The 23,802-nt window shown below is 44.5% G+C and carries 21 protein-coding genes; 19 read left to right on the top strand and 2 right to left on the bottom strand.

All coding sequences use genetic code 11. The features are described from left to right. The first annotated feature begins 40 nt into the window (after window positions 1–40). From argC to dnaJ, 18 genes are all read left to right on the top strand, one after another. Entirely contained in the window at window positions 41–1,081 is a 1,041-nt protein-coding gene (gene argC, locus BN3282_RS10150) for an N-acetyl-gamma-glutamyl-phosphate reductase (protein ID WP_059068885.1), read from the top strand. A 40-nt stretch (window positions 1,082–1,121) separates the two neighbouring features. Next, window positions 1,122–1,568, top strand: a complete 447-nt coding sequence (locus tag BN3282_RS10155; protein ID WP_059068887.1) for a GNAT family N-acetyltransferase — start codon at window positions 1,122–1,124, stop codon at window positions 1,566–1,568. Window positions 1,569–1,615: 47 nt separating this feature from the next. Continuing rightward, window positions 1,616–2,839 (top strand): bifunctional glutamate N-acetyltransferase/amino-acid acetyltransferase ArgJ, encoded by a 1,224-nt coding sequence (gene argJ / locus BN3282_RS10160; RefSeq protein ID WP_059068889.1) that lies wholly within the window; start codon window positions 1,616–1,618, stop codon window positions 2,837–2,839. 35 nt (window positions 2,840–2,874) lie between these two features. Next, entirely contained in the window at window positions 2,875–3,777 is a 903-nt protein-coding gene (gene argB, locus BN3282_RS10165; protein ID WP_059068890.1) for an acetylglutamate kinase, read from the top strand. Continuing rightward, a complete protein-coding gene (locus BN3282_RS10170) occupies window positions 3,764–4,954 on the top strand; it encodes an aspartate aminotransferase family protein (protein WP_059068892.1) in 1,191 nt (396 codons plus the stop codon). The genes argB and BN3282_RS10170 overlap by 14 nt, the downstream gene beginning before the upstream one ends. A 65-nt stretch (window positions 4,955–5,019) precedes the next feature. Next, entirely contained in the window at window positions 5,020–5,451 is a 432-nt protein-coding gene (locus BN3282_RS10175) for a DMT family transporter (RefSeq protein ID WP_059068893.1), read from the top strand. Between the two features lie 137 nt (window positions 5,452–5,588). Then, window positions 5,589–6,257 carry a helix-hairpin-helix domain-containing protein gene (locus BN3282_RS10180; protein WP_059068895.1) on the top strand — a complete coding sequence of 223 codons (669 nt, stop codon included), beginning with the start codon at window positions 5,589–5,591 and terminating at the stop codon, window positions 6,255–6,257. Between the two features lie 26 nt (window positions 6,258–6,283). After that, window positions 6,284–6,970: a response regulator transcription factor gene (locus tag BN3282_RS10185; RefSeq protein ID WP_059068897.1), complete on the top strand. Its 687-nt coding sequence runs from the start codon at window positions 6,284–6,286 to the stop codon at window positions 6,968–6,970. After that, window positions 6,927–8,402 carry a sensor histidine kinase gene (locus BN3282_RS10190; RefSeq protein WP_082667523.1) on the top strand — a complete coding sequence of 492 codons (1,476 nt, stop codon included), beginning with the start codon at window positions 6,927–6,929 and terminating at the stop codon, window positions 8,400–8,402. Before BN3282_RS10185 ends, BN3282_RS10190 begins: the two co-directional genes overlap by 44 nt. A 17-nt stretch (window positions 8,403–8,419) precedes the next feature. Further along, entirely contained in the window at window positions 8,420–9,340 is a 921-nt protein-coding gene (locus BN3282_RS10195; protein ID WP_059068899.1) for a GerMN domain-containing protein, read from the top strand. An 11-nt stretch (window positions 9,341–9,351) separates the two neighbouring features. After that, window positions 9,352–11,652, top strand: a complete 2,301-nt coding sequence (locus BN3282_RS10200) for a ComEC/Rec2 family competence protein (protein WP_059068901.1) — start codon at window positions 9,352–9,354, stop codon at window positions 11,650–11,652. 72 nt (window positions 11,653–11,724) lie between these two features. Further along, window positions 11,725–12,726, top strand: coding sequence for a DNA polymerase III subunit delta (gene holA, locus BN3282_RS10205; RefSeq protein ID WP_059068903.1), 1,002 nt, complete (start codon window positions 11,725–11,727; stop codon window positions 12,724–12,726). A gap of 33 nt (window positions 12,727–12,759) precedes the next feature. Next, a complete protein-coding gene (gene lepA, locus BN3282_RS10210) occupies window positions 12,760–14,574 on the top strand; it encodes a translation elongation factor 4 (protein WP_059068904.1) in 1,815 nt (604 codons plus the stop codon). 1 nt (window position 14,575) lies between these two features. Continuing rightward, a complete protein-coding gene (gene hemW / locus BN3282_RS10215; protein WP_059070378.1) occupies window positions 14,576–15,754 on the top strand; it encodes a radical SAM family heme chaperone HemW in 1,179 nt (392 codons plus the stop codon). A 148-nt stretch (window positions 15,755–15,902) separates the two neighbouring features. Beyond that, window positions 15,903–16,952 carry a heat-inducible transcriptional repressor HrcA gene (hrcA, locus tag BN3282_RS10220; RefSeq protein ID WP_059068907.1) on the top strand — a complete coding sequence of 350 codons (1,050 nt, stop codon included), beginning with the start codon at window positions 15,903–15,905 and terminating at the stop codon, window positions 16,950–16,952. A 27-nt stretch (window positions 16,953–16,979) separates the two neighbouring features. Continuing rightward, complete coding sequence (grpE, locus tag BN3282_RS10225; RefSeq protein WP_059070380.1) at window positions 16,980–17,642, top strand: nucleotide exchange factor GrpE; 663 nt, start codon at window positions 16,980–16,982, stop codon at window positions 17,640–17,642. 58 nt (window positions 17,643–17,700) lie between these two features. Further along, window positions 17,701–19,572, top strand: a complete 1,872-nt coding sequence (gene dnaK / locus BN3282_RS10230; protein ID WP_059068909.1) for a molecular chaperone DnaK — start codon at window positions 17,701–17,703, stop codon at window positions 19,570–19,572. A 115-nt stretch (window positions 19,573–19,687) separates the two neighbouring features. Next, window positions 19,688–20,878, top strand: a complete 1,191-nt coding sequence (gene dnaJ / locus BN3282_RS10235; RefSeq protein ID WP_059068910.1) for a molecular chaperone DnaJ — start codon at window positions 19,688–19,690, stop codon at window positions 20,876–20,878. A gap of 78 nt (window positions 20,879–20,956) precedes the next feature. Here dnaJ and BN3282_RS10240 read toward each other — a convergent pair whose 3' ends face one another. After that, on the bottom strand, window positions 20,957–21,577 hold the full coding sequence (locus tag BN3282_RS10240) for a response regulator (RefSeq protein WP_059068912.1): 621 nt from the start codon (window positions 21,575–21,577) through the stop codon (window positions 20,957–20,959). Next, window positions 21,574–22,278, bottom strand: a complete 705-nt coding sequence (locus BN3282_RS10245) for a sensor histidine kinase (protein ID WP_242866628.1) — start codon at window positions 22,276–22,278, stop codon at window positions 21,574–21,576. The genes BN3282_RS10240 and BN3282_RS10245 overlap by 4 nt, the downstream gene beginning before the upstream one ends. Window positions 22,279–22,859: 581 nt before the next feature. Here BN3282_RS10245 and BN3282_RS10250 point away from each other — a divergent pair. After that, on the top strand, window positions 22,860–23,789 hold the full coding sequence (locus tag BN3282_RS10250; protein ID WP_059070381.1) for an ABC transporter ATP-binding protein: 930 nt from the start codon (window positions 22,860–22,862) through the stop codon (window positions 23,787–23,789). The last annotated feature ends 13 nt before the right edge of the window (window positions 23,790–23,802 follow it).

The raw sequence follows: 23,802 nt of genomic DNA on the forward strand, positions 1-23,802 counted from the left end.
TTATGATTAGAAAATATAAAACAAGAAAGGGTGTTTAAAAATGATAAAAGCAGGGATCATAGGGGCGACAGGATATGCAGGCGCCGAATTAGTCCGCATTTTAAGCAGACATAAGGAAGTAGAGATCGTATGGTATGGTTCCAGAAGCTATATAGAGAAACCGTATGCCAGTGTATATAGAAATATGTTTCAGATTGTGGATGCTGCCTGTATGGATGATAATATGGAAGAACTTGCAGAGAAGGCAGATGTTATTTTTACGGCAACCCCGCAGGGCTTTTGCGCTTCACTTGTCAATGAGGAGATACTTTCCAAGACAAAGATCATTGATCTGAGTGCAGATTTTAGGATCAAAGATGTAAATACATATGAAGAATGGTATAAAATCGAACATAAGGCGCCGCAGTTTATTGAAGAAGCAGTATACGGTCTATGCGAGGTGAACAGGGCAAAGATAAAAAAGGCGCGCCTTGTAGCAAATCCGGGATGCTATACGACTTGTTCTATCCTGACTGCATATCCTCTGGCAAAAGAAGGGATGATTGATATGGATACATTGATCATTGATGCAAAATCCGGGACGTCCGGAGCAGGCAGAGGCGCTAAGACAGCGAATCTGTTTTGCGAAGTGAATGAGAATATGAAAGCCTACGGGGTGACAACACATCGGCATACTCCGGAGATAGAAGAACAATTAGGCTATGCGTCCGGGAAAAAAGTGGTATTGAATTTTACGCCTCATCTTGTTCCGATGAACAGGGGTATCCTTGTGACAGAATATGCAGATTTGAAAAAAGACATCAGCGCACAGGAAATACAAGAGATATATAACAGTTATTATGGAAAAGAAACCTTTATCCGTGTGCTCGGAGACGGGGCATACCCGGAGACAAAATGGGTGGAAGGCAGCAATTATGCAGATATTGGTTTCCAGATCGACAAAAGGACCGGCCGCATCATTATGATGGGGGCGATCGATAATCTCGTAAAAGGCGCGGCGGGACAGGCAGTACAGAATATGAACTTAGTATTTGGCCTGAAGGAAGAAGAAGGCCTCGATCTTGTCCCTATGTTCCCTTAGACAGTAGAAAGAAGAGTAGACAGGAAAGGAAAGCAGAAGCATGATACGGGAAATGAAGATAGAAGATTATGACGGGGTCTATGCACTCTGGAAAAAGATCAAAGGCTTTGGGATACGCAGCATTGACGATTCTAAGAGTGGGGTAGAACGGTTCTTAAAGCGGAATCCGACGACAAGTGTGGTCGCTGTGGAGGATGGAAAAATCGTGGGAAGTATTCTCTGCGGGCATGATGGACGCAGAGGCTGCTTATATCATGTCTGTGTAGATGAAAAATACCGGCGCCGTGGGATCGGCAAAGCGATGGTCGTGCAGTCGATGCAGGCGCTTAAGGCGGAGAAGATCAATAAAGTGTCTCTGATCGCATTTACAAAAAATGATGTGGGAAATGCATTTTGGAATACCATAGGCTGGACGGAAAGATTGGATCTAAACTATTATGATTTTACATTGAATGAGAAGAATATCACGGCGTTCAATGAGCAGTAGAGGCAACAGAATTTAAACAGTATATGACAAAAGAAAGGAAAAGAAATATGGAAGTGATCAAAGGCGGTGTAACCGCGGCAAAAGGTTTTGAAGCAGCTTCAGCTGCGGCAGGCATCAAATATCAAGATAGAACGGATATGGCTCTCATATATAGCCTAAAGCCGTGCAAAACAGCCGGGACTTTTACAACAAACGTGGTGAAAGCGGCGCCTGTAAAATGGGATCAAAGGATCGTAGAAGAAAAGGTGAAAGCACAGGCAGTCGTGATTAATTCCGGGATTGCCAATGCCTGTACAGGAGAAGAAGGCATGGGATACTGTGAAGAAACAGCTAAAAAAGCGGCAGATATATTAGGAGTGGATGAAAAAGGCATTCTTCTTGGATCAACAGGAGTCATTGGCATGCAGCTTCCAATGGAAAAAGTAAAAAATGGCATTCGTATCTTAGCAGAACAAAAAGGACACACGATAGAGGACGGAACTCATGCGGCAAAGGCGATCATGACAACGGATACATGTGAGAAGGAGATTGCGGTTACTATTGAGATCGGCGGAAAAAAAGTGACGATCGGCGGTATGGCTAAAGGCTCTGGTATGATACATCCTAATATGTGCACTATGCTTGCTTTTCTTACCACAGATGCTGTAATCTCCAGAAAGGCGATGAAGGCAGCTTTAAGCGCGGATGTATCAGATACGTACAATATGATCTCCGTAGATGGAGATACTTCTACCAATGATACAGTCCTTTTGCTTGCAAACGGCATGGCGGACAATAAGAAGATAAAGCTGGATACGAAAGAATATGAGGAATTTAAAGAGGCACTGCATTATGTCAATGAATATCTGGCAAAGAAGATTGCCGGGGACGGAGAGGGTGCAACAGCGCTTTTGGAGGCAAAGGTAATAGGAGCAAAGACGAAGGAGCAGGCGAAGACACTTGCAAAATCAATCGTGTGCTCTAATCTGACAAAAGCGGCGATCGCAGGACATGACGCGAACTGGGGAAGGATCCTCTGTGCAATGGGATATGCAGGGACGGCGTTTGACCCTGAAAAAGTAGACCTTGTATTTGAAAGTGCAGCCGGAAAGATCGCCATAATCCAGAACGGAAAAGCCCTTGCTTATAGTGAAGAAAAGGCGACGGAGATCTTATCCTGTCCAGAGATCACCGTGACGGCGGATGTAAAGGAAGGAAAAGAGCAGGCGTCTGCATGGGGGTGTGATCTGACGCACGGATATATCGATATCAATGCAGATTACAGAAGTTAAGAGAGAAATAGCAGGAAGAGAGGAAGTAGGAGAAAATGAATGAGAATATGCAGCAATATCTGGAAAAGGCACAGGTGTTGATCGAAGCGCTGCCCTATATCCAACGTTTCAACCGCAAGATCATCGTGGTGAAATATGGCGGAAGCGCAATGGTAGATGAGAATCTGAAAAAAAGAGTGATCGAGGATGTTACACTGCTCAAGCTAGTCGGCTTTAAGCCGATCATTGTGCACGGAGGCGGTAAGGAGATCAGCAGATGGGTCGGAAAAGTAGGAATGGAACCCCATTTTGTAAACGGCCTGCGTGTGACGGACGAGGAGACAATGGAAGTAGCAGAGATGGTTCTTGGCAAAGTAAACAAGAGCCTTGTGCAGATGGTGGAACAGCTTGGCGTGCGCTCCATTGGCATCAGCGGTAAAGACGGCGCTTTACTGAAAGTAGAGAAAAAATATGCGCAGGGAGAAGACATCGGCTATGTAGGAGAAATTAAACAAGTTAATGCGGAGATCTTGTATGATCTGCTGGAAAAAGACTTTTTGCCGATTGTTTGTCCGGTTGGATTAGATGATGCGTATCATACATATAATATTAATGCGGATGATGCCGCATGTGCGATCGCACGGGCGATGCATGCGGAGAAACTGGCGTTTTTGACGGATATAGAAGGCGTATATAAAGATCCAAAAGATCCTTCCACACTGATTTCAGAACTGTGCGTGGAAGAAGCAGAAAAACTGATGGCAGAAGGATATATAGGAGGCGGCATGCTTCCAAAGCTGCAAAACTGCATAGATGCTATCAAAAATGGCGTTTCCAGGGTGCATATCCTAGACGGCAGAATCCCGCACTGCCTCCTTTTGGAGATCTTTACAAATAGAGGGATCGGGACAGCTATATTACATGAGAAAGAAAGCAGGTATTATGATGGTGAACAGTAAGATACAGGCAGCGGAAGAAAATCTGATCCACGTATATAATCGTTTTCCGATTGCCCTTGATCATGGGAAAGGCATGTATCTGTACGATACAGAGGGCAAAGAGTACTTGGACTTTGCGGCCGGATTTGCGGTATGCGGTCTGGGATACGGCAATACAGAGTTTCAGGAAGCTTTGAAAGAGCAGATCGATAAGATCTGTCATATCTCTAATTTATATTATCACGAAACATGCGGAGAGGCGGCAAAGGAACTAAATCGTATTTCCGGCATGGATCGGGTTTTTTTTACGAACAGTGGAAGCGAAGCGAATGAAGGGGCGCTCAAAGCGGCGCGCAGATATGCCTATACAAAAAAGACAGGACGCTATGAGTTTATCGCCATGGATAATTCCTTTCACGGGCGCAGTTTCGGCGCAGTTTCCGTGACAGGGCACGAGGCTTACAGAGAGCCCTTTGAACCGGTGCTTCCCGGTGTGAAATTTGCCAGGTTTAATGATCTGGATAGTGTGAAAGAACTTGTGAGCGAGAAAACCTGTGCGATCATACTGGAACCCTTGCAGGGAGAGGGCGGGATCAACCTTGCTACACAGGAATTTATGGAGGGGATCCGCAGGCTCTGCGATGAAAAGGGGATACTGATGATCTGTGATGAAGTGCAGTGCGGCATGGGCAGGACAGGCAGTATGTTTGCATGGCAAGGATTTGGCGTTAAGCCGGATATCCTGACAATGGCAAAAGCGATTGGAAACGGGATTCCGGTGGGCGCCTTTGCCATGACAGAAGAAGTGGCGGAATATTCTTTAAAACCAGGAGACCACGGGGCGACATATGGAGGCAATCCACTTGCCTGCACAGCAGTCAAAAAAGCAATCGAAATTTTTGAAAGAGACGATATTGTCGGCCATGTGAAAAGGACAGCGCCTTATCTTGAGAAAAGGTTAGAGGAAATCGCAGAGGAATTTGCCTTTGTGACAGGGCGCAGGGGAAAAGGCTTTATGCAGGGCTTAGTTTTTTCAAGACCGGTGTCAGAAATCAATGCTAAAACGTTGGAAGAAGGACTGCTTGTGATCCAGGCACAGGGAAATGTCATCCGTTTCCTACCGCCTTTGATCGCGGAAGAAAAGCACATTGACGAAATGGTCTGTAAACTGCGGAATGCTTTAAAACAAATACAGTAGAATGAAATACCAGCTGTTGGGAAATACTATCCGGAGAACCTAGAAGAAATAAGGAGGTATGACCAATGGCTGGTTTTTTGATCGCGCTTCTTTCAGGAGCATTGATGAGTGTGCAGGGAGTATTTAATACACAGGTGACAAAGACGACAGGAATGTGGGTCAGTAATGCTTGGGTGCAGCTGAGTGCTTTTGGCGTTTGTTTTCTTTTATGGCTGTTTAACGGACGTGACAGTATATCTGCGATCGCAAAAGTGGAGCCGAAATATATGTTGTTAGGCGGTGTCATCGGCGCAGGTATCACCTGGACAGTGATCAAGAGCATGGGAGTTTTAGGACCCGCGAAAGCTGCGCTTTTGATAGTGATCGCACAGTTGACCGTCGCATATGTGATCGAGCTGCTGGGGATTTTTGGTGTGGAGAAAGAGCCTCTGGATATGAGAAAAGTGGGAGGTCTTGCGCTTGCTTTGATCGGGATAGCCATCTTCCAATGGGAATAAAACAGAACAAGTCTGCTGTAACAAAGCTGTAACAAAAATGTAATTTATGTATTGTAATTTGGTACGGGATTCGTTACAATATGATTGTCCGGCATAAAGGGGTATTCCTTCAGTTTTACAGACTGGGAGGAAAGAGTATGCAAGACAGACAAAAAAGAAGAACTTTTCTGTGGATCGCGGCAGCAGTATGCGCAGGCATTTTAGTATCCGGCTGCAAAGGGAAAGAAACAGCTCCTTTGCAGGAGGCGGATATAAAGGCAGCTGCAGAGGAGACAGAAGAGAACGATACGGATACGGGAGAAGGACAAGAGGCAGACAAAGAGAAAGAAATCGGTCGGGAAGCAGACACGGTTTTTGTCTATGTATGCGGAGCGGTTGTGTCTCCGGGAGTATATGAATTAGACAGCGGCGCGCGCGTATATGAAGCGCTCGAAGCTGCAGGCGGCATGAAGGAAGAAGCGGCGCAGGAGATCTTAAACCAGGCGGGAAAGATCGAGGACGGCGGGCGTATCTATGTGCCCACAAAAGAAGAAGCTGCAGAGGGCTTGCTTGAAAATGCGGCGGATTCGGACGGGGTTGTGGAAGGAACGGCAGGTTCGGATAACAGTGAGCAGGGAAAGATAAATATGAATACGGCTGGACTGGAGGAACTCAAAACTTTAAGCGGAATCGGTGACGCAAAGGCTCAAAGTATCATAAGATACAGAGAGGAAAACGGGGAGTTTCAAACGATCGAGGAAGTGATGAACGTTGAGGGAATCAAGGAGGGAGTATTTAATAAAATAAAAGACAAGATTACGGTATAGGTAAGGGAGATAGGACGACGAGGAGTATGAGTAAGAAAATCTTGGTAGTAGATGATGAAAAATTGATCGTGAAGGGGATACGCTTCAGCCTTGAGCAGGATGGCATGGAAGTGGACTGTGCCTATGATGGGGAAGAAGCTTTACGGTATGCAAGGAACTGTGAATATGACCTGGTGCTTCTGGATGTTATGCTTCCTAAACTGGACGGCTTCCAGGTCTGTCAGCAGATCCGTGAATTTTCAGATATGCCAGTAGTCATGCTGACGGCAAAAAGCGAAGATATGGATAAAATACTGGGGCTGGAATACGGGGCGGATGATTATATCACCAAGCCATTTAATATTTTGGAAGTGAAGGCTAGGATCAAGGCGATCATGCGCAGGACGTCCAAGAAAAAAGAAACACCTAACAGCACAATACTCGTAAAAGGCGCTATGCGCATTGACTGTGAGAGCAGGCGGGTATTCATTGGTGAGAAAGAGATCAATCTGACGGCAAAAGAATTTGACGTGCTGGAACTGTTGGCGATGAATCCAAATAAGGTCTATAGTAGAGAAAATCTCTTGAATCTGATATGGGGGTATGATTATCCAGGAGATGCAAGAACGGTAGATGTGCATATACGGCGTCTGCGAGAAAAGATAGAGATCAAGCCGAGTGAACCAAAATATGTACATACAAAGTGGGGAGTGGGTTATTATTTCCAGGGTTAAAGTTCGTTTCAAAATAAAAGATAAGATCATAAAGAATCTGCGGTTTCGTATCATATTGGTGATCTTCTGCGCAGGGATCCTGCCCTGTGCAGGCGCTTATCTAGGGATCACAAAGGCATATGAGGCCAGAGAGATTTCTGTGCGGACCGCAGAGATTCAAAATCAATGTACAATTCTAAGTGATCAGTTGAATCGTTATCACTATCTGACGGATCCTTCTTCCGAAGTTATCAATGCAAATTTATTACAACTTACGAATATTTATAATGGGCGTGTCATGATCGTCAATAGTGATCTAAAAGTGATCAAGGATACATACGATTTAGATGAAGGCAAGACGATCGTCTCAGAAAATGTTGTGGAATGTATGAAAGGAAACAGCATAAACATTTACGACAGCAGGAACCAGTATATTGAAGTCGCTTCTCCGATCCTGGATCCTAAAGGGAAAGAGATCACAGGAGTTATGCTGGCAAGCGTTTCTACCGATACGGTCAAAAACAATCTGAAGATTCTTAAGACAAATAGTCTTGTTATCATCGCAGGAGTGTTGATCTTTGTAGCAGCATTCGGGATCCTGATCGCGGACAGAATGGTACGTCCTTTGCACAAGATTACAAAATCCATTGAGAATGTATCAGAAGGCTATGAGGATGACGTGCTGCATGAAGATACATTTACAGAGACAAGGATGCTGAGCGAGGCGTTCAATAAAATGTTGGGCAGACTAAAACAGCTGGATGATTCCAGAGAGGAATTCGTCTCCAATGTATCTCATGAATTAAAGACACCCCTTACGTCCATGAAAGTACTGGCAGATTCGCTCCTGGCGCAAAAAGAAGTGCCGGTAGAATTATATCAGGAATTTATGGGGGATATAGCTAAAGAAATAGATCGAGAAAATGATATCATCACGGATCTTTTGTCTCTTGTAAAGATGGATAAAAAGGGAACAACCTTAAATATAACTTCCGTTCAGATCAATGAGATGTTGGAGCAGATATTAAAACGGTTGAAACCAATAGCGGAGAAAAAGAACGTAGAAGTCGTATTGGAAAGTTTTCGTCCAGTGGTGGCGGAGATTGATGAGATGAAGTTATCGCTTGCTTTTTCGAATCTGGTGGAGAATGCTTTGAAATATAATCATGAAAATGGGTGGGTACATGTATCTTTGAATGCGGATCATAAATACTTTTATGTAAAGGTAGCGGATTCTGGCATCGGTATTCCAAAAGAAGATCAAGAACATATTTTTGAGCGATTCTACCGGGTGGATAAATCCCACTCACGGGAGATGGGTGGAACAGGTCTTGGATTGTCCATTGTGAGGGGAGCGGTCATCATGCATCGTGGCTCGGTGAAAGTATACAGCAGCGAAGGGGAAGGAACGACGTTTACGGTACGTATTCCTCTGATCTATGCGGCGGTTTAAAGGAGGCAGAAAAAGCAGTGGATAAAAGGAAAAGAATTTTACAGATATTTTGTATAGTCTTTTTTATCGTACTTCTGTCTGGCTGCAATAAGCGTACGGATGTAAAAGAGGGGGATCCCTTCATTTATTGCCTGAATGAAGACAGGACGGGGCTTGTCAAAGTCACATACGAGCAGAAAAAGTCGGAAGCGGAAGAATGTGCGGAAGAAATGCTTAAAGAATTAAAGAGGCCTGCCCAGGATATTGCCTATACAACGGTTTTTCCAAAAGATGTGAAAGTGAAAGAGTGCCGGTTAAAAGGAAGCATACTATATATTGATTTTAATAAAGAATATGCGAAGATCGACCCGGTGGAAGAAAAATTGGTGCGTGCAGCTTCCGTGCAGTCCCTTTTGGAGATAAAAGGGATAAATGGAGTATGCTTTAGTGTGGAAGGCGACCCGATCCGTGACAGCGAAGGAAAAGAAATCGGGATGATGAATGCAGATGATTTTGTACAAAATGCAGGCTCCTCTCCCAGTTCCTATCAGAGTACTTCTTTAAAATTATATTTTGCAAATGAAAAGGGCGATAAATTAGTAGAACAGACAATGGATGTAAAATATAGCAGCAATATTTCCAAGGAGAAACTGATCGTTGAGAAATTGATGCAAGGACCGAAAAAGGACGGCGTTTATCCAACGATCAATCCGTCGGCGAATCTATTGGGGGTTACGATCAAAGACGGGATCTGTTATGTGAATTTCGACAGTGAATTTTTAAACAGTACGTGTGATGTGCTGCCGGAAGTCGCGGTCTATTCGATTGTAAATTCTCTCGTTGAAGGAACAGAAGCTTCAAAAGTTCAGATTACAGTAAACGGAGAATCAAACGCAGTCTATATGGAGAAGGTGGACTTGAGCAAACCGCTCAAAGCAGATATGGACTGGACATCTTAAAAAATGAAAGTATGATAAAGAGACCCTTATGTGTACTGTCACTTTTTCTTCTGGGTATTGTGACAGTACTGGCGGGAGAACTCCAAGATTCTAAAAAACAAGAGCTCTCCCGGCCAGAAAAAAGCGCTGTCCCAGGGGAGGATACAGCAATAAGTGGGACAGTATATAAGCGGGAAGAAAAAGAACATGTACAGGCGTTTTATATAAAAAATATACGAATAAGTGGAAAGTGTAAAACGCAGATCATAGAAGAATCTAAAATTCTGGTTTATCTCAAACCAAATATATCCAAAGAACAGGTAAAAATAGGAAATCAGGTATATGTACAAGGAGCAGCAGAGGTTTTTGAAACAGCGAGAAACCGCGGGAATTTTGATACTAGATTTTATTACCGTAGACAGGGGATCCACGCACTTTTATGGGCAGACAGCATAGAAGTGATCAGCGCCGATACGGCGGCCGTGAGAGAGAAACTGACAGCACTTAAATATAGGTGGAAAAATAGTCTCATCGAGATATTAGGCGGGTATTATGGAAACGGAGTCAGTGCGGTCTTGCTGGGGGAAAAGGCAGGACTTGACGAATCTATGAAGGAGGGATTCCGTAAGACAGGGATTGGACATATATTGGCTATTTCCGGGCTGCACATGTCATTTATCGGAATGGGGCTGTATAAGATACTGCGCCGTTTGGGTCTGCCTTTTGCAGTATCCGGCGCAGTATCTGCCGTTTTTATGCTGTTATATACTATGATGACAGGGGCAGGGATCTCCAGTATACGTGCGCTTCTTATGTTTGCCATACGCATGGGGGCGGAGGTGTCCGGCAGACAATATGATATGGCGACAAGCCTTTCTCTGGCGGCAGCGATTGTGGCGGTGTCTTCACCACTCAGCGTGCTGGATGCTTCCTTTTTGCTTTCTTTTGGTTCCCTTGCCGGACTGCTCCTTCTGCTTCCTATCCTGGAGAAGGGGCTAATATCCGGCGGGGAAGAAAAACGGAAAGTACAGGTAAGAGTAAAAAAGCATTGTCTTCGAGGATTGTGTGCCAGCGCAGCAGTCAATCTGGCACTTCTTGGGCCCATGCTATATTTTTATTTTGAAATCCCGCCTTATTCTATATTTTTGAATATGCTCATTATTCCGCTGATGCCGCTTTTTATGTCGGCAGGGCTTTTGGGTTCTGGGCTCCTTCTTTTTGCGAAAAGCGCAGGGAAAAAGGTGTTATTTCTGTGCAAAGGGATCTTGTTTTTTTATGACAAAGCATGTACCTTGGCAGGCAGACTGCCGGGAAGTCGTGTGGTGACAGGCAGACCGCCCAAAATATATATGCTGCTGTATTATGTCGTACTGGCAGGAATCTGCATATGGTTTTACAACAAAAAAGACAGGGATAGAAAGCAGAGTACAGACGAACAGGCAGAGAAAGACAGGCAGAGAAAAAGAGCATGGAAAGCTGTCGGAGGGTTTGCGGCGGCAGCGTTTATTTTGCCAGCTGCCTGTATGTGCAGCCACCGTATAAAAACAGGGATGGAAATAGTAGTTCTGGATGTGGGGCAAGGGGATGGGATTTTCATAAGAGGACCGAAAGGCAAGAGGTATCTGATCGACGGTGGAAGCAGCGATGTATCTATGGTGGGAAAGTACAGGATAGAGCCATATCTTTTGTCAGGAGCAGTAGACACACTGGACTATATTTTGATTTCTCATGGTGATGAAGACCACATAAATGGAACAAAAGAATTGCTGGAAAGGCAGAAGATAGGAGTCCGCATAAAAAATCTGGTTCTTCCGCCAGAGCAGGTGTGGGACGAGAAACTGACAGATCTGGCACAGACGGCAGTTCAAAATGACACAAAAGTTTTGGTGATGGGAAAAGGAGATCGACTCACAGAAGGAAAAATGAAAATTGTCTGTCTGCATCCCGACCAGGAATATGATCAGGAGAAAGGGAATGAGGCTTCTATGGTATTGGATATTTCCTATAAAAATCTGGACATTCTGCTGACAGGGGATATAGAAGGACAAAGTGAACAGACATTGGTTAAAGAGGAAATACGGGGGACTTATGAGATATTAAAAGTGGCTCATCATGGTTCCAAGGGCTCCAGTGGGCAAAGATTTTTAGAACAGGTAGATCCAGAGATCGCTCTGATCTCTGCAGGAATAGAAAACCGTTATGGGCATCCCCATGAAGAAGTACTTAAAAGACTTAAGACGCAGGGAAGTAGGCTCTATTCTACCCAGGACAATGGAGCAATCACAATAGAAAGTGACGGACAGAGTATACGGATACAAGGATATGTAAAATGAAGCACGCAGTCAGGGAACAGTCAGATAAACCTCTTGTCAAACAGGAAGAACTTCATATATAATAGAGAAGCTATGAAGAGTTTAAATGAAGATTTAAAAACAGGACAATTTAAACAAATATATCTTCTCTATGGAGAGGAAGGATATTTGAAGAAACAGTATAAGGAACGGCTTACAAAAGCAATGCTTCCAGAAGGGGATACGATGAACTATGCGTATTATGAAGGGAAGAATGTGGATGTAAAAGAGGTGATAGACCTGGCAGAGACGCTTCCTTTTTTTTCTGAGCGCAGGCTTTTGGTATTTGAAAATACCGGCTTTTTTAAGAGCGCAGGTGCGGATTTGGCAGAATATGTAAAAGAAATGCCGCAGACTTCTTTCTTCCTTTTTGTAGAAAGTGAAGTAGATAAACGCAGTAAACTGTATAAGGCAGTAAAGGCAAAAGGGCGTATTGTTGAGCTTTCTATGCAGGATGAGGGGACTTTGAAACGGTGGGTAGCAGGGCTCGTACGAAAAGAGAATAAGCAGATTTCAGAGAACTGTATCGTATATTTTCTGAATAAGATCGGAACCGATATGGAGAATATTCTGCGGGAACTTGAAAAGCTGTTTTGTTATACTATGGAACGGAACAGCATCACAAAGGAAGATATTGACGCTGTCTGTGTAACACAGATGACAAATCATATTTTTGACATGGTCAACGCAGTGGCAGAGAAGAAACAGAAAAAGGCGTTGGATCTGTATTATGAACTGCTTGCTTTAAAAGAACCGCCTATGCGGATCTTATTCCTTTTGGCAAGGCAGTACCGGATCTTATTTCATGTAAAAGAGCTGATCGGAAAGGGATATGGCAGAAAGGAAATCGCGGCAAAAGCAGGGCTCCATCCGTTCGCGGCGGGAAAATATATGGAGCAGGAGAAATATTTTAAGAGCCGGGAACTGCGCCTGATCATGGAAGATGCCGCCGACATTGAACAGAGAGTAAAAACGGGGCTTTTGACAGATCATCTGGCAGTGGAATTGTTTTTAGTGAAATATTCCGCGGGTAATCAGAAAAACTGTAAAAAATAGAGAAAAATACGGGATATAACAGGAGGAAAAGAAGTGTCCGAGATAGAACAGAGTAAAATACGAAATTTTTGTATCATCGCACATATCGATCATGGAAAGTCGACATTGGCAGATCGTATCATTGAGAAAACAGGGCTTTTGACAAGCCGGGAGATGCAGTCCCAGGTGCTGGACAATATGGAGCTGGAGAGGGAGAGAGGGATCACGATCAAGGCGCAGGCGGTCAGGACTGTCTACAAGGCAAAGGATGGGGAAGAATATATTTTTAATCTGATAGACACTCCTGGGCATGTAGATTTTAATTACGAGGTATCCAGAAGTCTTGCGGCGTGCGACGGCGCCATTCTGGTCGTGGACGCGGCACAGGGGGTGGAAGCGCAGACGCTGGCGAATGTGTATCTTGCCCTGGATCATGACTTGGATGTCATGCCGGTCATCAATAAGATCGATCTGCCAAGCGCGGATCCGGATCGGGTCAAAGAAGAAATTGAAGATGTGATCGGTATCGAGGCGGATGAGGCACCGCTTATATCGGCTAAGACGGGGCTGCATGTGGAAGACGTATTGGAACAGATCATCACGAAGATTCCCGCGCCGGGCGGAGATGCGGCGGCGCCTCTAAAGGCGCTGATCTTTGACTCCGTATATGACGCGTATAAGGGGGTGATCGTGTTCTGCAGGATCAAAGAAGGAACAGTAAAAAAGGGAACTCCGATCAAAATGATGGCTACAGGCGCTGTGGCAGATGTGGTGGAAGTCGGATACTTCGGCGCAGGACAGTTTATACCATGCCAGGAACTGAGCGCCGGTATGGTAGGATATATAACGGCGAGTCTTAAGAATGTAAAAGATACAAGAGTAGGTGACACGGTGACCAATGCGCAGGAACCATGTGCCGAGCCGCTTCCGGGATATAAGAAGGTCAATCCGATGGTGTATTGTGGTTTATATCCAGCGGACGGCGCAAAGTATCCGGACCTTAGAGATGCCTTGGAAAAACTACAGTTAAATGACGCTGCCCTGCAGTTTGAAGCAGAGACGTCTGTTGCGCTCGGTTTTGGATTCCGCTGTGGCTTCCTGGGACTTCTGCATTTGGAGATCATTCAGGAACGTTTAGAAAGAGAATATAATTTGGATCTGGTGACAACGGCGCCAAGTGTTATCTATAAGGTGCATAAGACAAATGGGGAAGTGATCGATCTGACGAATCCGACGAATCTGCCGGATCCGGCGGAGATTGATTATATGGAAGAACCAATGGTAAAGGCAGAGATTATGGTGACATCTGAATTTATCGGTGCGATCATGGATCTATGCCAGGAACGCCGGGGGGTATACCAGGGAATGGAGTATATTGAAGAAAAACGGGCGGTTCTTCATTATCATCTTCCGCTAAATGAGATCATCTACGATTTCTTTGATGCCTTGAAATCTCGTTCCAGAGGCTATGCTTCTTTTGATTACGAGATGTTGGGATATGAACGTTCTGAACTGGTGAAGCTGGATATTCTTATCAACAAAGAAGAAGTAGATGCACTGTCCTTCATCGTCTTTAGCGGAAGCGCATATGAACGGGGAAGAAAAATGTGTGAAAAATTAAAAGAAGAAATCCCCCGTCAGCTTTTTGAAATTCCTATCCAGGCGGCGGTCGGCAGTAAGATCATTGCCAGAGAAACTGTCCGCGCGATGCGAAAAGACGTTTTGGCAAAATGCTACGGCGGTGATATTTCCCGTAAGAAGAAATTGTTGGAGAAGCAAAAGGAAGGAAAGAAGAGAATGCGCCAGATAGGAAATGTAGAAATTCCACAGAAAGCATTCATGAGTGTTTTAAAATTGGATGATGATTGATATGAGAAAAGAACTAGAATTGTATCTGCATATACCATTTTGCGTCAGGAAATGCGCATATTGTGATTTTTTGTCTGCGCCTGCGGATGAAGAAACGATGCGGCGATATGTAGATGCGTTGATCTGCGAGATAGAGAGCCAGAGCATATTTGCACAGCAATATATAGTGACAACAATTTTTATGGGCGGAGGAACTCCGTCCATTTTAGCAGCAGAAGAAACGGCGCGGATTTTCCGCGCGCTACATCAGATATTTACATTTGCAGAGAAACCCGAGATTACGATAGAAGTAAACCCCGGCACTGTATCGGCGGAAAAATTAAGACAGTGGAAAGCGTCCGGGATCAATCGTCTGAGTATCGGACTGCAGTCGGCGGACGATCGGGAATTAGAATTTTTGGGCAGGATACACACATTTGAGGAATTTGCAGATACATTTCATATGGCACGGAGCTGCGGTTTTGAGAATATTAATGTAGATCTGATTTCTGCGATCCCGGGACAAGATATTGAGAGTTGGGAGCGGACTTTGAAAAAAACGGCAGAAGCAAAACCGGAACATATCTCAGCATATAGCCTGATATTGGAGGAAGGTACGCCCTTTTATACCTGGTATATAAACGGAGAACGACCACAGGAAAAGCAGGATATGCCGGCGCTTCCAGGAGAAGATGCAGACCGGGAGATGTACAAAAGAACAGAGCGCATTTTAAAAGTATACGGATACGAAAGGTATGAAATCTCAAATTATGCAAAGAAGGGATATGCATGCCGTCATAATCTAGGATATTGGGAACGAAAAGAATACCTAGGCCTGGGACTTGGCGCCGCGTCTTTGATAGGGGAACGACGTTTTTCCAATACAAGCAGTTTAGACGAGTATCTTCAGATCTTTGAGACTGGACAGCCGTCTGCTTCTGCGAGAGTCGGCACGGAGATCTTAAGCATAGAGGAGCAGATGGAAGAATTTATGTTTCTGGGGCTCCGCAAAATGAAAGGGATCTCTTACGCGGAATTTTTTGATCGGTTTGGAAGAGAAGTATACAGCGTATATGGAGAACCGATCCGAAAGCTAAAAAAAGAGGGACTTTTAAAAGAGCAGGGCGGCTTCCTTTCCCTGACAGATTTCGGCATAGATATCAGCAACTATGTATTTGAAAAATTTATTTTTGACAGATAATATAGGAAAGTATATCTTTTGCCTTTCTAATCCTAAAAAATGTATAAACAGTGTTGACAAACACAAATCCTAGTGCTATCTTAATATACGTAAGGTGTTAGCACTCAAAACTAAAGAGTGCTAATAAACTTTAGGAAGGGAGAATAAGATGGTGACGGACACAGGTTTAAATGAAAGAAAACTGACGATACTAAAGGCAATCATCCAGAACTATCTTGAGACAGGAGAACCTGTTGGTTCAAGGACCCTTTCCAAATATACAGAACTGAATTTAAGTTCTGCGACGATCCGGAACGAGATGGCGGATCTGGAAGACTTGGGTTATATTTTCCAGCCGCATACATCTGCGGGGCGGATTCCTTCTGACAAGGGATATCGGCTATATGTCGATATGCTGATGGAGGAAAAAGAGCAGGAGATTACAGAACTGAAAAATACAATGCTTGAGAAGACGGGGAAGGTGGAGCAGGTCTTGCAGCAGGCGGCAAAGGTGCTTGCCGCAAATACCAATTATGCGACCATGGTATCGTCTCCTATGAACAACCGCAATACACTGAAGTTCATCCAGTTGTCCCAGGTGGATGAAGAACAGATCGTGGCTGTTATTGTAATGGGAGGGAATGTAATCAAGAATAAGATCATTGAAGTTGGCGAAAGCTTAAGTAATGAAAACCTTCTGAAGCTGAATATGCTGCTGAATACAACATTGAACGGGATGTCGATCGATCAGATCACACTGGGGCTGATCGCGCGGTTAAAAGAGCAGGCAGGTATCCACAGCCAGGTGATCGGAAATGTGCTGGACGCAGTGGCGGAGATCATCCATGTAGAAGATGATATGGAGATTTATACGAGCGGCGCGACGAATATTTTCAAATATCCGGAATTGAGCGATAAGCAGAGCGCCCAGGAGATCATCAGTGCATTTGAGGAAAAGCAGCAGCTAGCTGATCTGGTGACGGAGACGCTTGCCAGTGAGGACAATCATGGGATCCAGGTGTATATCGGAGATGAGACGCCTGTTAAGACGATGAAGGACTGCAGTGTAGTGACAGCAACATACGAACTGGGAGAAGGCATGAAAGGAACGATCGGTATCATCGGTCCTAAACGTATGGATTATGAACATGTCATGAAAACGCTGAAAACTTTGCAAAATGAGTTGGATGCGATTTACAGTAAAGAGTCGAAAGAATAGGAAGGTGAAAAATCAGTGGATGAAAAGATGAGCAAAGAAGATATGGTAAAAGAAGCTGTTGAAGAGGCAAAAGCAAAGGCAAGTGAAAAGCAGAAAAAAGATGAAGACAGCGTAAATGCAGAAGAGACAAAAGCAGCTGAAGCAGAAGAGACAAAAGAAGAACAGACCGAGGAAGGCACGGAGCAAGACGTAGAAGATACTGAAAGTGAAAAGCCAGAAAAGAAGAAGTTGTTTTCTAAAAAGCCGAAGAAAGACAAAAAGGATGAGAAAATAGAAGAACTTACAGATCGGCTGACGCGGCAGATGGCGGAATTTGATAATTTCCGAAAGCGTACAGATAAAGAAAAATCACAGATGTATGAAATCGGAGCAAAAGATGTGATTGAAAAGATCCTTCCAGTTGTCGATAATTTCGAGAGAGGGCTCGCAGCGGTGAAGGAAGAGGAAAAGGGCAATCCTTTTGCAGAAGGAATGGAGAAGATTTATAAACAATTGATGACAACACTGGAAGCCCTTGAAGTAAGACCGATAGAAGCAGTCGGCAAGGAATTTGATCCGGATTTTCATAATGCAGTGATGCATGTAGAGGATGAGGAACTGGGAGAGAATATCATCACAGAAGAGTTCCAGAAAGGGTACACATACAGAGACAGCGTGGTAAGGCACAGTATGGTAAAAGTAGCAAATTAATATTCCATAAACAGAATAAAGAAATAGATCAGAAGATCAATGAAGGAGGAATCTTAGTATGGGAAAAATAATAGGAATTGACTTAGGCACAACAAACAGCTGTGTGGCTGTTATGGAAGGTGGGCAGCCCACAGTCATCGCGAATACAGAAGGCGCGAGAACGACACCGTCTGTCGTAGCATTTACAAAGACAGGAGAACGTTTAGTCGGTGAGCCGGCAAAGCGTCAGGCAGTAACGAATGCAAGCAGGACGATCTCATCGATCAAAAGAGAGATGGGCTCAGACCATAAGGAAGATATCGACGGAAAGAAATATTCACCACAGGAAATTTCGGCTATGATCCTGCAGAAGCTCAAAGCAGATGCAGAAGGATACTTAGGTGAGAAAGTTACAGAAGCAGTGATCACTGTTCCGGCTTATTTTAATGACGCACAGCGTCAGGCGACAAAGGATGCCGGTAAAATCGCGGGCCTGGATGTAAAACGTATCATCAATGAGCCTACGGCTGCCGCACTTGCCTATGGCCTGGATAATGAAAAAGAGCAGAAGATTATGGTATATGACTTGGGCGGCGGAACCTTTGATGTTTCGATCATCGAGATTGGCGACGGAGTCATCGAAGTACTTGCAACGGCAGGAAACAACAGACTGGGCGGAGACGACTTTGACCAGAAGATTACAGATTATATGCTTGCTGACTTTAAAGCAAAAGAAGGCGTAGATTTATCTACAGATAAGATGGCTCTCCAGAGATTAAAAGAGGCCGCAGAAAAAGCGAAAAAAGAACTTTCTTCTGCTACAACGACGAATATCAACCTTCCGTTCATCACAGCAACAGCAGAAGGGCCGAAGCATTTTGATATGAATCTGACAAGAGCAAAATTTGACGAGTTGACAAGAGATCTTGTTGATAAAACAGCAGAACCTGTGAAGAGAGCACTTTCTGACGCAGGACTGACCGCATCTGAATTAGGGCAGGTGCTGCTTGTCGGCGGTTCTACACGTATACCGGCTGTGCAGGAAGAAGTAAAACGTCTGACGGGAAGAGAACCAAGCAAGTCCCTGAATCCGGACGAATGTGTTGCGCTGGGCGCTTCTGTACAGGGAGGAAAACTTGCCGGAGACGCAGGCGCAGGAGATATCCTTCTTCTGGATGTTACTCCGTTGTCACTGTCTATTGAGACAATGGGCGGTGTCGCTACAAGGTTGATCGAGAGAAATACGACGATCCCTACAAAGAAGAGCCAGATTTTCTCTACAGCAGCAGATAATCAGACAGCAGTAGATATTAATGTAGTGCAGGGCGAGAGACAGTTCGCAAAAGATAATAAATCACTTGGTCAGTTCAGACTGGATGGTATTCCGCCGGCTCCACGCGGAATACCGCAGATCGAGGTTACATTCGATATTGATGCAAATGGTATTGTAAATGTATCTGCAAAAGATCTGGGAACAGGAAAAGAACAGCATATCACGATCACCGCAGGTTCTAACATGTCAGACGCAGATATTGACAAGGCTGTGAAAGAAGCAGCAGAATTTGAGGCGCAGGACAAGAAGAGAAAAGAAGCGATCGATACAAGAAATGAAGCAGACACTATGGTATTCCAGACAGAAAAGGCTCTCAAAGAAGTGGGCGATAAGTTGGATGCAAATGATAAAGCAGCAGTTGAGGCAGACTGTCAGGCATTGAAAGACGTGTTGGCAAAATCTACTCCTGAGGAGGCTACAGAAGCACAGATAGCTGAAATCAAGGCTGCAAAAGAAAAATTGATGGAGAGCGCGCAGAAACTTTTCACAAAGATGTATGAGCAGGCAGGAGCTGCAGCAGGAGCAGGAGCCGCAGGAGGCCCCGCACCGGAGGCAGGACCGGCACCGGACGGCTTCCAGGGTGACGACGTTGTAGACGGAGATTATAAGGAAGTCTAAGAGCACTTACAACGCTTTGCGAGGACAGATACGCCGCACAAAGAGTTCCGTTTGCGGAACTCTTTGTGCCGTGTATAAAAGATGAATGAAAGAGTGAAAGGTAGAGTATAGTATTATGGCAGAGTCAAAAAGAGATTATTACGAGGTGCTTGGTGTCGGCAGAGACGCGGATGAAGCAGCGATTAAGAAGGCTTATCGTGCCCTGGCTAAAAAGTACCATCCCGATATGAATCCGGGAGATGCCGAGGCAGAGAAAAAATTCAAAGAGGCATCAGAAGCGTATGCAGTACTCAGTGACCCTGATAAACGCAGACAGTATGACCAGTTCGGGCATGCGGCATTTGAAGGCGGCGCCGGGGGAGCAGGAGGATTCGGCGGTTTTGATTTTAACGGCGCTGATTTCAGTGACATTTTTGGAGATATTTTTGGAGATCTGTTTGGCGGTGGCAGGAGAAGCGGCCGTGCCGGAAACGGACCGATGAGAGGCGGCAATATAAGGAAGAGTATTCGTATCACATTCGAGGAGGCTGTGTTCGGGTGTGAAAAAGAACTGGACTTAGTATTGAAAGATCCCTGCGAAGCCTGCCATGGAACCGGGGCAAAACCGGGGACATCTCCGGAGACATGTCCGAAATGCGGAGGAAAAGGTCAGGTCGTATATACTTCCCAGTCATTCTTTGGAACTGTACAAAATGTGCAGACATGTCCGAATTGCGGAGGTTCAGGGAAAGTAATCAAAGAAAAATGTTCCTCCTGTTCAGGAACAGGGTATACATCCAGCAGGAAGAAAATTAAAGTTACGATTCCGGCAGGGATAGATAATGGGCAGAGCGTGCGTATACGGGATAAGGGAGAACCCGGTGTAAACGGCGGTCCGAGAGGAGATCTGTTGGTTGAAGTCAATGTATCCAGACATCCCATCTTCCAGAGACAGGATATGCATATTTTTTCCACTGTCCCGATTTCATTCGCGCAGGCGGCGTTAGGCGGCGATGTGAGGATCCCGACTGTGGATGGAGACGTGCTCTATACGGTAAAAGCGGGAACGAAGACAGATACGAAAGTACGTCTGAAAGGAAAAGGTGTGCCGTCTCTGAGAAATTCGCAGGTAAGAGGAGACCATTATGTCACTTTAGTCATCCAGACACCGGAGAGATTGAGCCAGGAGGCAAAAGAAGCTTTGCGCAGATTTGATGAGTTGACAGGGAATACGTTGCGTCAGAATGAATCTGTATCCGAAAAAAGTGAAAAGAAGTCTAAGAAAAAAGGATTTATGGATAAAGTAAAAGAAGCTTTTGAAGAATAAAAAACTTGAAAGCACAGAAAAAGTGGGTGCCAGGAATATTTCCGACACCCACTTTTTTGTGCAGACGAGACAGATATCCTATTTGTTTTGATAATAGAAAACAGCAAGCTGCGTGCGGTCTCTTAAATTTAGTTTATCCAGAATGGCACTCAGATAATTCCGTACAGTTCCCTCACTTAAATATAGCTGTGCGGCAATTTCTTTATTGCTTAAACCTTCTGCTATAAGACGGATGATAGCAGTCTCTCGTTCATTGATATCATAAGAGGCATAGTCAAACGCAGGCTGTTTGTGGAGAAGATCTGGGATACGCGATACAATCTCATTCCCAAAGACAGTCTGACCGGAGCAGACGGCACGTATCGCCGGAGCGATGGTCTGATAGTCTTGTTTTAAAAGATATCCTTTTGCCCCTATTTTTAATGCTTTTACAATATATTCATCATCAGAAAAAGTCGTCAGAAGCAAGATCTTCGCATCTGGAAATTCTGCCAGTATATCTGCCGCAGCATCCAGACCGTTTCTTTCTTTCATCCGGATATCCATGAGAAGGACATCCGGACGGTGTTTTCTGTACAGGGGAAGGGCTTGCCGACCGTCGAAGGCAGTCGCGGCCACACAAAAATCAGGTACGGCAGTGAGGATCATCTGCAAAGCGTTTACAACGAGGCAGTCATCATCGATCAAGATCAGTTTCATAAGGTTGTCTCCTTTGGAATTGTGATAAATATTTTAAATCCGTCTTCTGTCAGTATTTGTACATTGCCGTGCAGGGCACTGATACGCTCTTTCATATTGGAAATACCGATCCCGTAAGTCTTTGGCGTATAGCTGGAACCATTGTCTTCGATACAGAGTTGATAGAGTGCCGGGTGTTCTCGGATCAGAATGGAGGCTTTCGTGGCATTGCTGTGCCGTATCATATTAGAAAGCGCTTCCTTTGTAATACTTATAAAGCTGTATTTTACATCTTTGGGAACGTCTCTGCCGCAGTCATAGCAGTAGTGTACGGGACAGAATGAGAAGTCTTTTATGACAGAAGCAATCGCCTCCTCTAAATTTATGGCTTCATCGTGCAGGTCATGTACGCTGTTTCTGATCGTATCCATGGCGGAGTTTAATGTCATTTCTAGGGAATCTATAGTGCTATGCAGGCAGATGTCGGTATTTGTTGCTTTTACAGCTCCAAGAAGAAGGATGGAGCGTGAGAGGAGATGCCCTACATTGTCATGGATCTCTCTGGCGATCCGGTTACGTTCACGCAATGTGGCCGCATAGATTTCATAATTTTGCTTTTCCATCAGAGATCGGTTTTTCTCTGCGAGCAGAAGCGTACGCTCACGGCTGTCATCCTGCGTACAAAGAAAACGAGCCTCTAAAGTTTCATAATGCGTTGCCATATATTGGAGATAAAAAGCAAGCAGTGTACCAAAACAGACAAGTATGAGAACAGGATAGGGGAAAAGATGCATACGTACGATCATCAAAAAAGAAATCCCCCCTAGGATGGCCGGAAGATACTGTTTTTTCAAGAAAAGCATATAGAAAAAGACAGGATAAAAGCAAAAGAATTCCGCATAGAACAAGACGGAAAAAAAGCCGCAAATGCATAAGAGGTAAAGTAAAAAATCTCTTGTGATGATACGGGTCAGGCAGTAAAAAATCAAGGTCATCAAAAATGAGAACACATATTGAATGTCTGGCTCTATAAAGAACAGACATAGAATACCGGTCAGCATAAGTAAACACAGATTGAGAAAATGCTTCATATTCAGACGGCGAAAGCCCCTCCTTTTACGCTCGCAGGGCAGCGAGCGTTTTTAAGTTTCCTGGATTTATTATAGTACAAAAGGAGAGATAGAGCAAAGAAAAAACAGGAGTTATGACATTTGTCATATGGAAGTTATGACAGATTACACTGCAAAGAGAAAATATCAGTATGTATACTAAGAGATAACAAGAGGAAGGAGATAAGGATATGATCATCGAGATAAAAAACCTGGTAAAACGATATGGCAGTCTGGTCGCGTTAGATCATTTTAATCTGGAAGTAGAGGAAGGAGAAATCTTCGGACTGCTCGGACCCAATGGCAGCGGGAAGTCTACGGCTATAAACTGTATGTTGGCCCTGTTAAAATACGACAGAGGCGATATCCGTATTTTCGGTGAAGAGATGGCGCCGGATAATTATCGGGTAAAAAAACAGATTGGGATCGTCCTTCAGGAGGTGGCAGTTTTTGATGAATTGAATGTGTATGAAAATATTGATTATTTCTGCGGATTATATATAAGAGATAAGAAAGAGCGAAAAAAGCTGGTGGAAGAGGCGTTGGAATTTGTGGAACTTACAGAGTTTAAGAAGATGTACCCTAAGAAACTATCCGGTGGATTGCTGCGCAGACTGAACATAGCTTGTGGGATCGCGCATAAGCCCAGATTGATCATTTTGGATGAACCGACAGTGGCGGTAGACGCCCAGAGCAGAAATAAGATTTTGGAAGGGATGAAGGCATTGAACCGGCAAGGCTCTACGATCATTTATACATCCCATTATATGGAAGAAGTAGAGCAGATCTGCACACGGATCGCGATCATGGATCATGGGAGAAACGTGGCAGAAGGGACAAAAGAAGAATTAAAAAGCATGATAAAGATGGGAGAAATGGTGACAGTTGAGGCTGTTGCCCTGACAGAAGAGCAGCTTCAGGAGATCCAGGAGATACCACATGTTTTTGAAGTGCTGTATAAAGAGCAGATATTAACGGTGCGGTGTACTAAGGCGAAGCACAATCTGATCCGTATTCTAACCTATATGCAGGAAAGAGAGATTGATTTTGGCAGGGTATTTTCCGAACTGCCCACACTCAACGATGTGTTTTTGGAAATTACAGGAAAACAGCTTCGGGATTAAAGGAGGGAACGGT

It is taken from the genome of Mediterraneibacter massiliensis (assembly GCF_001487105.1).
Classification (GTDB): Bacteria; Bacillota; Clostridia; order Lachnospirales; family Lachnospiraceae; genus Mediterraneibacter; species Mediterraneibacter massiliensis.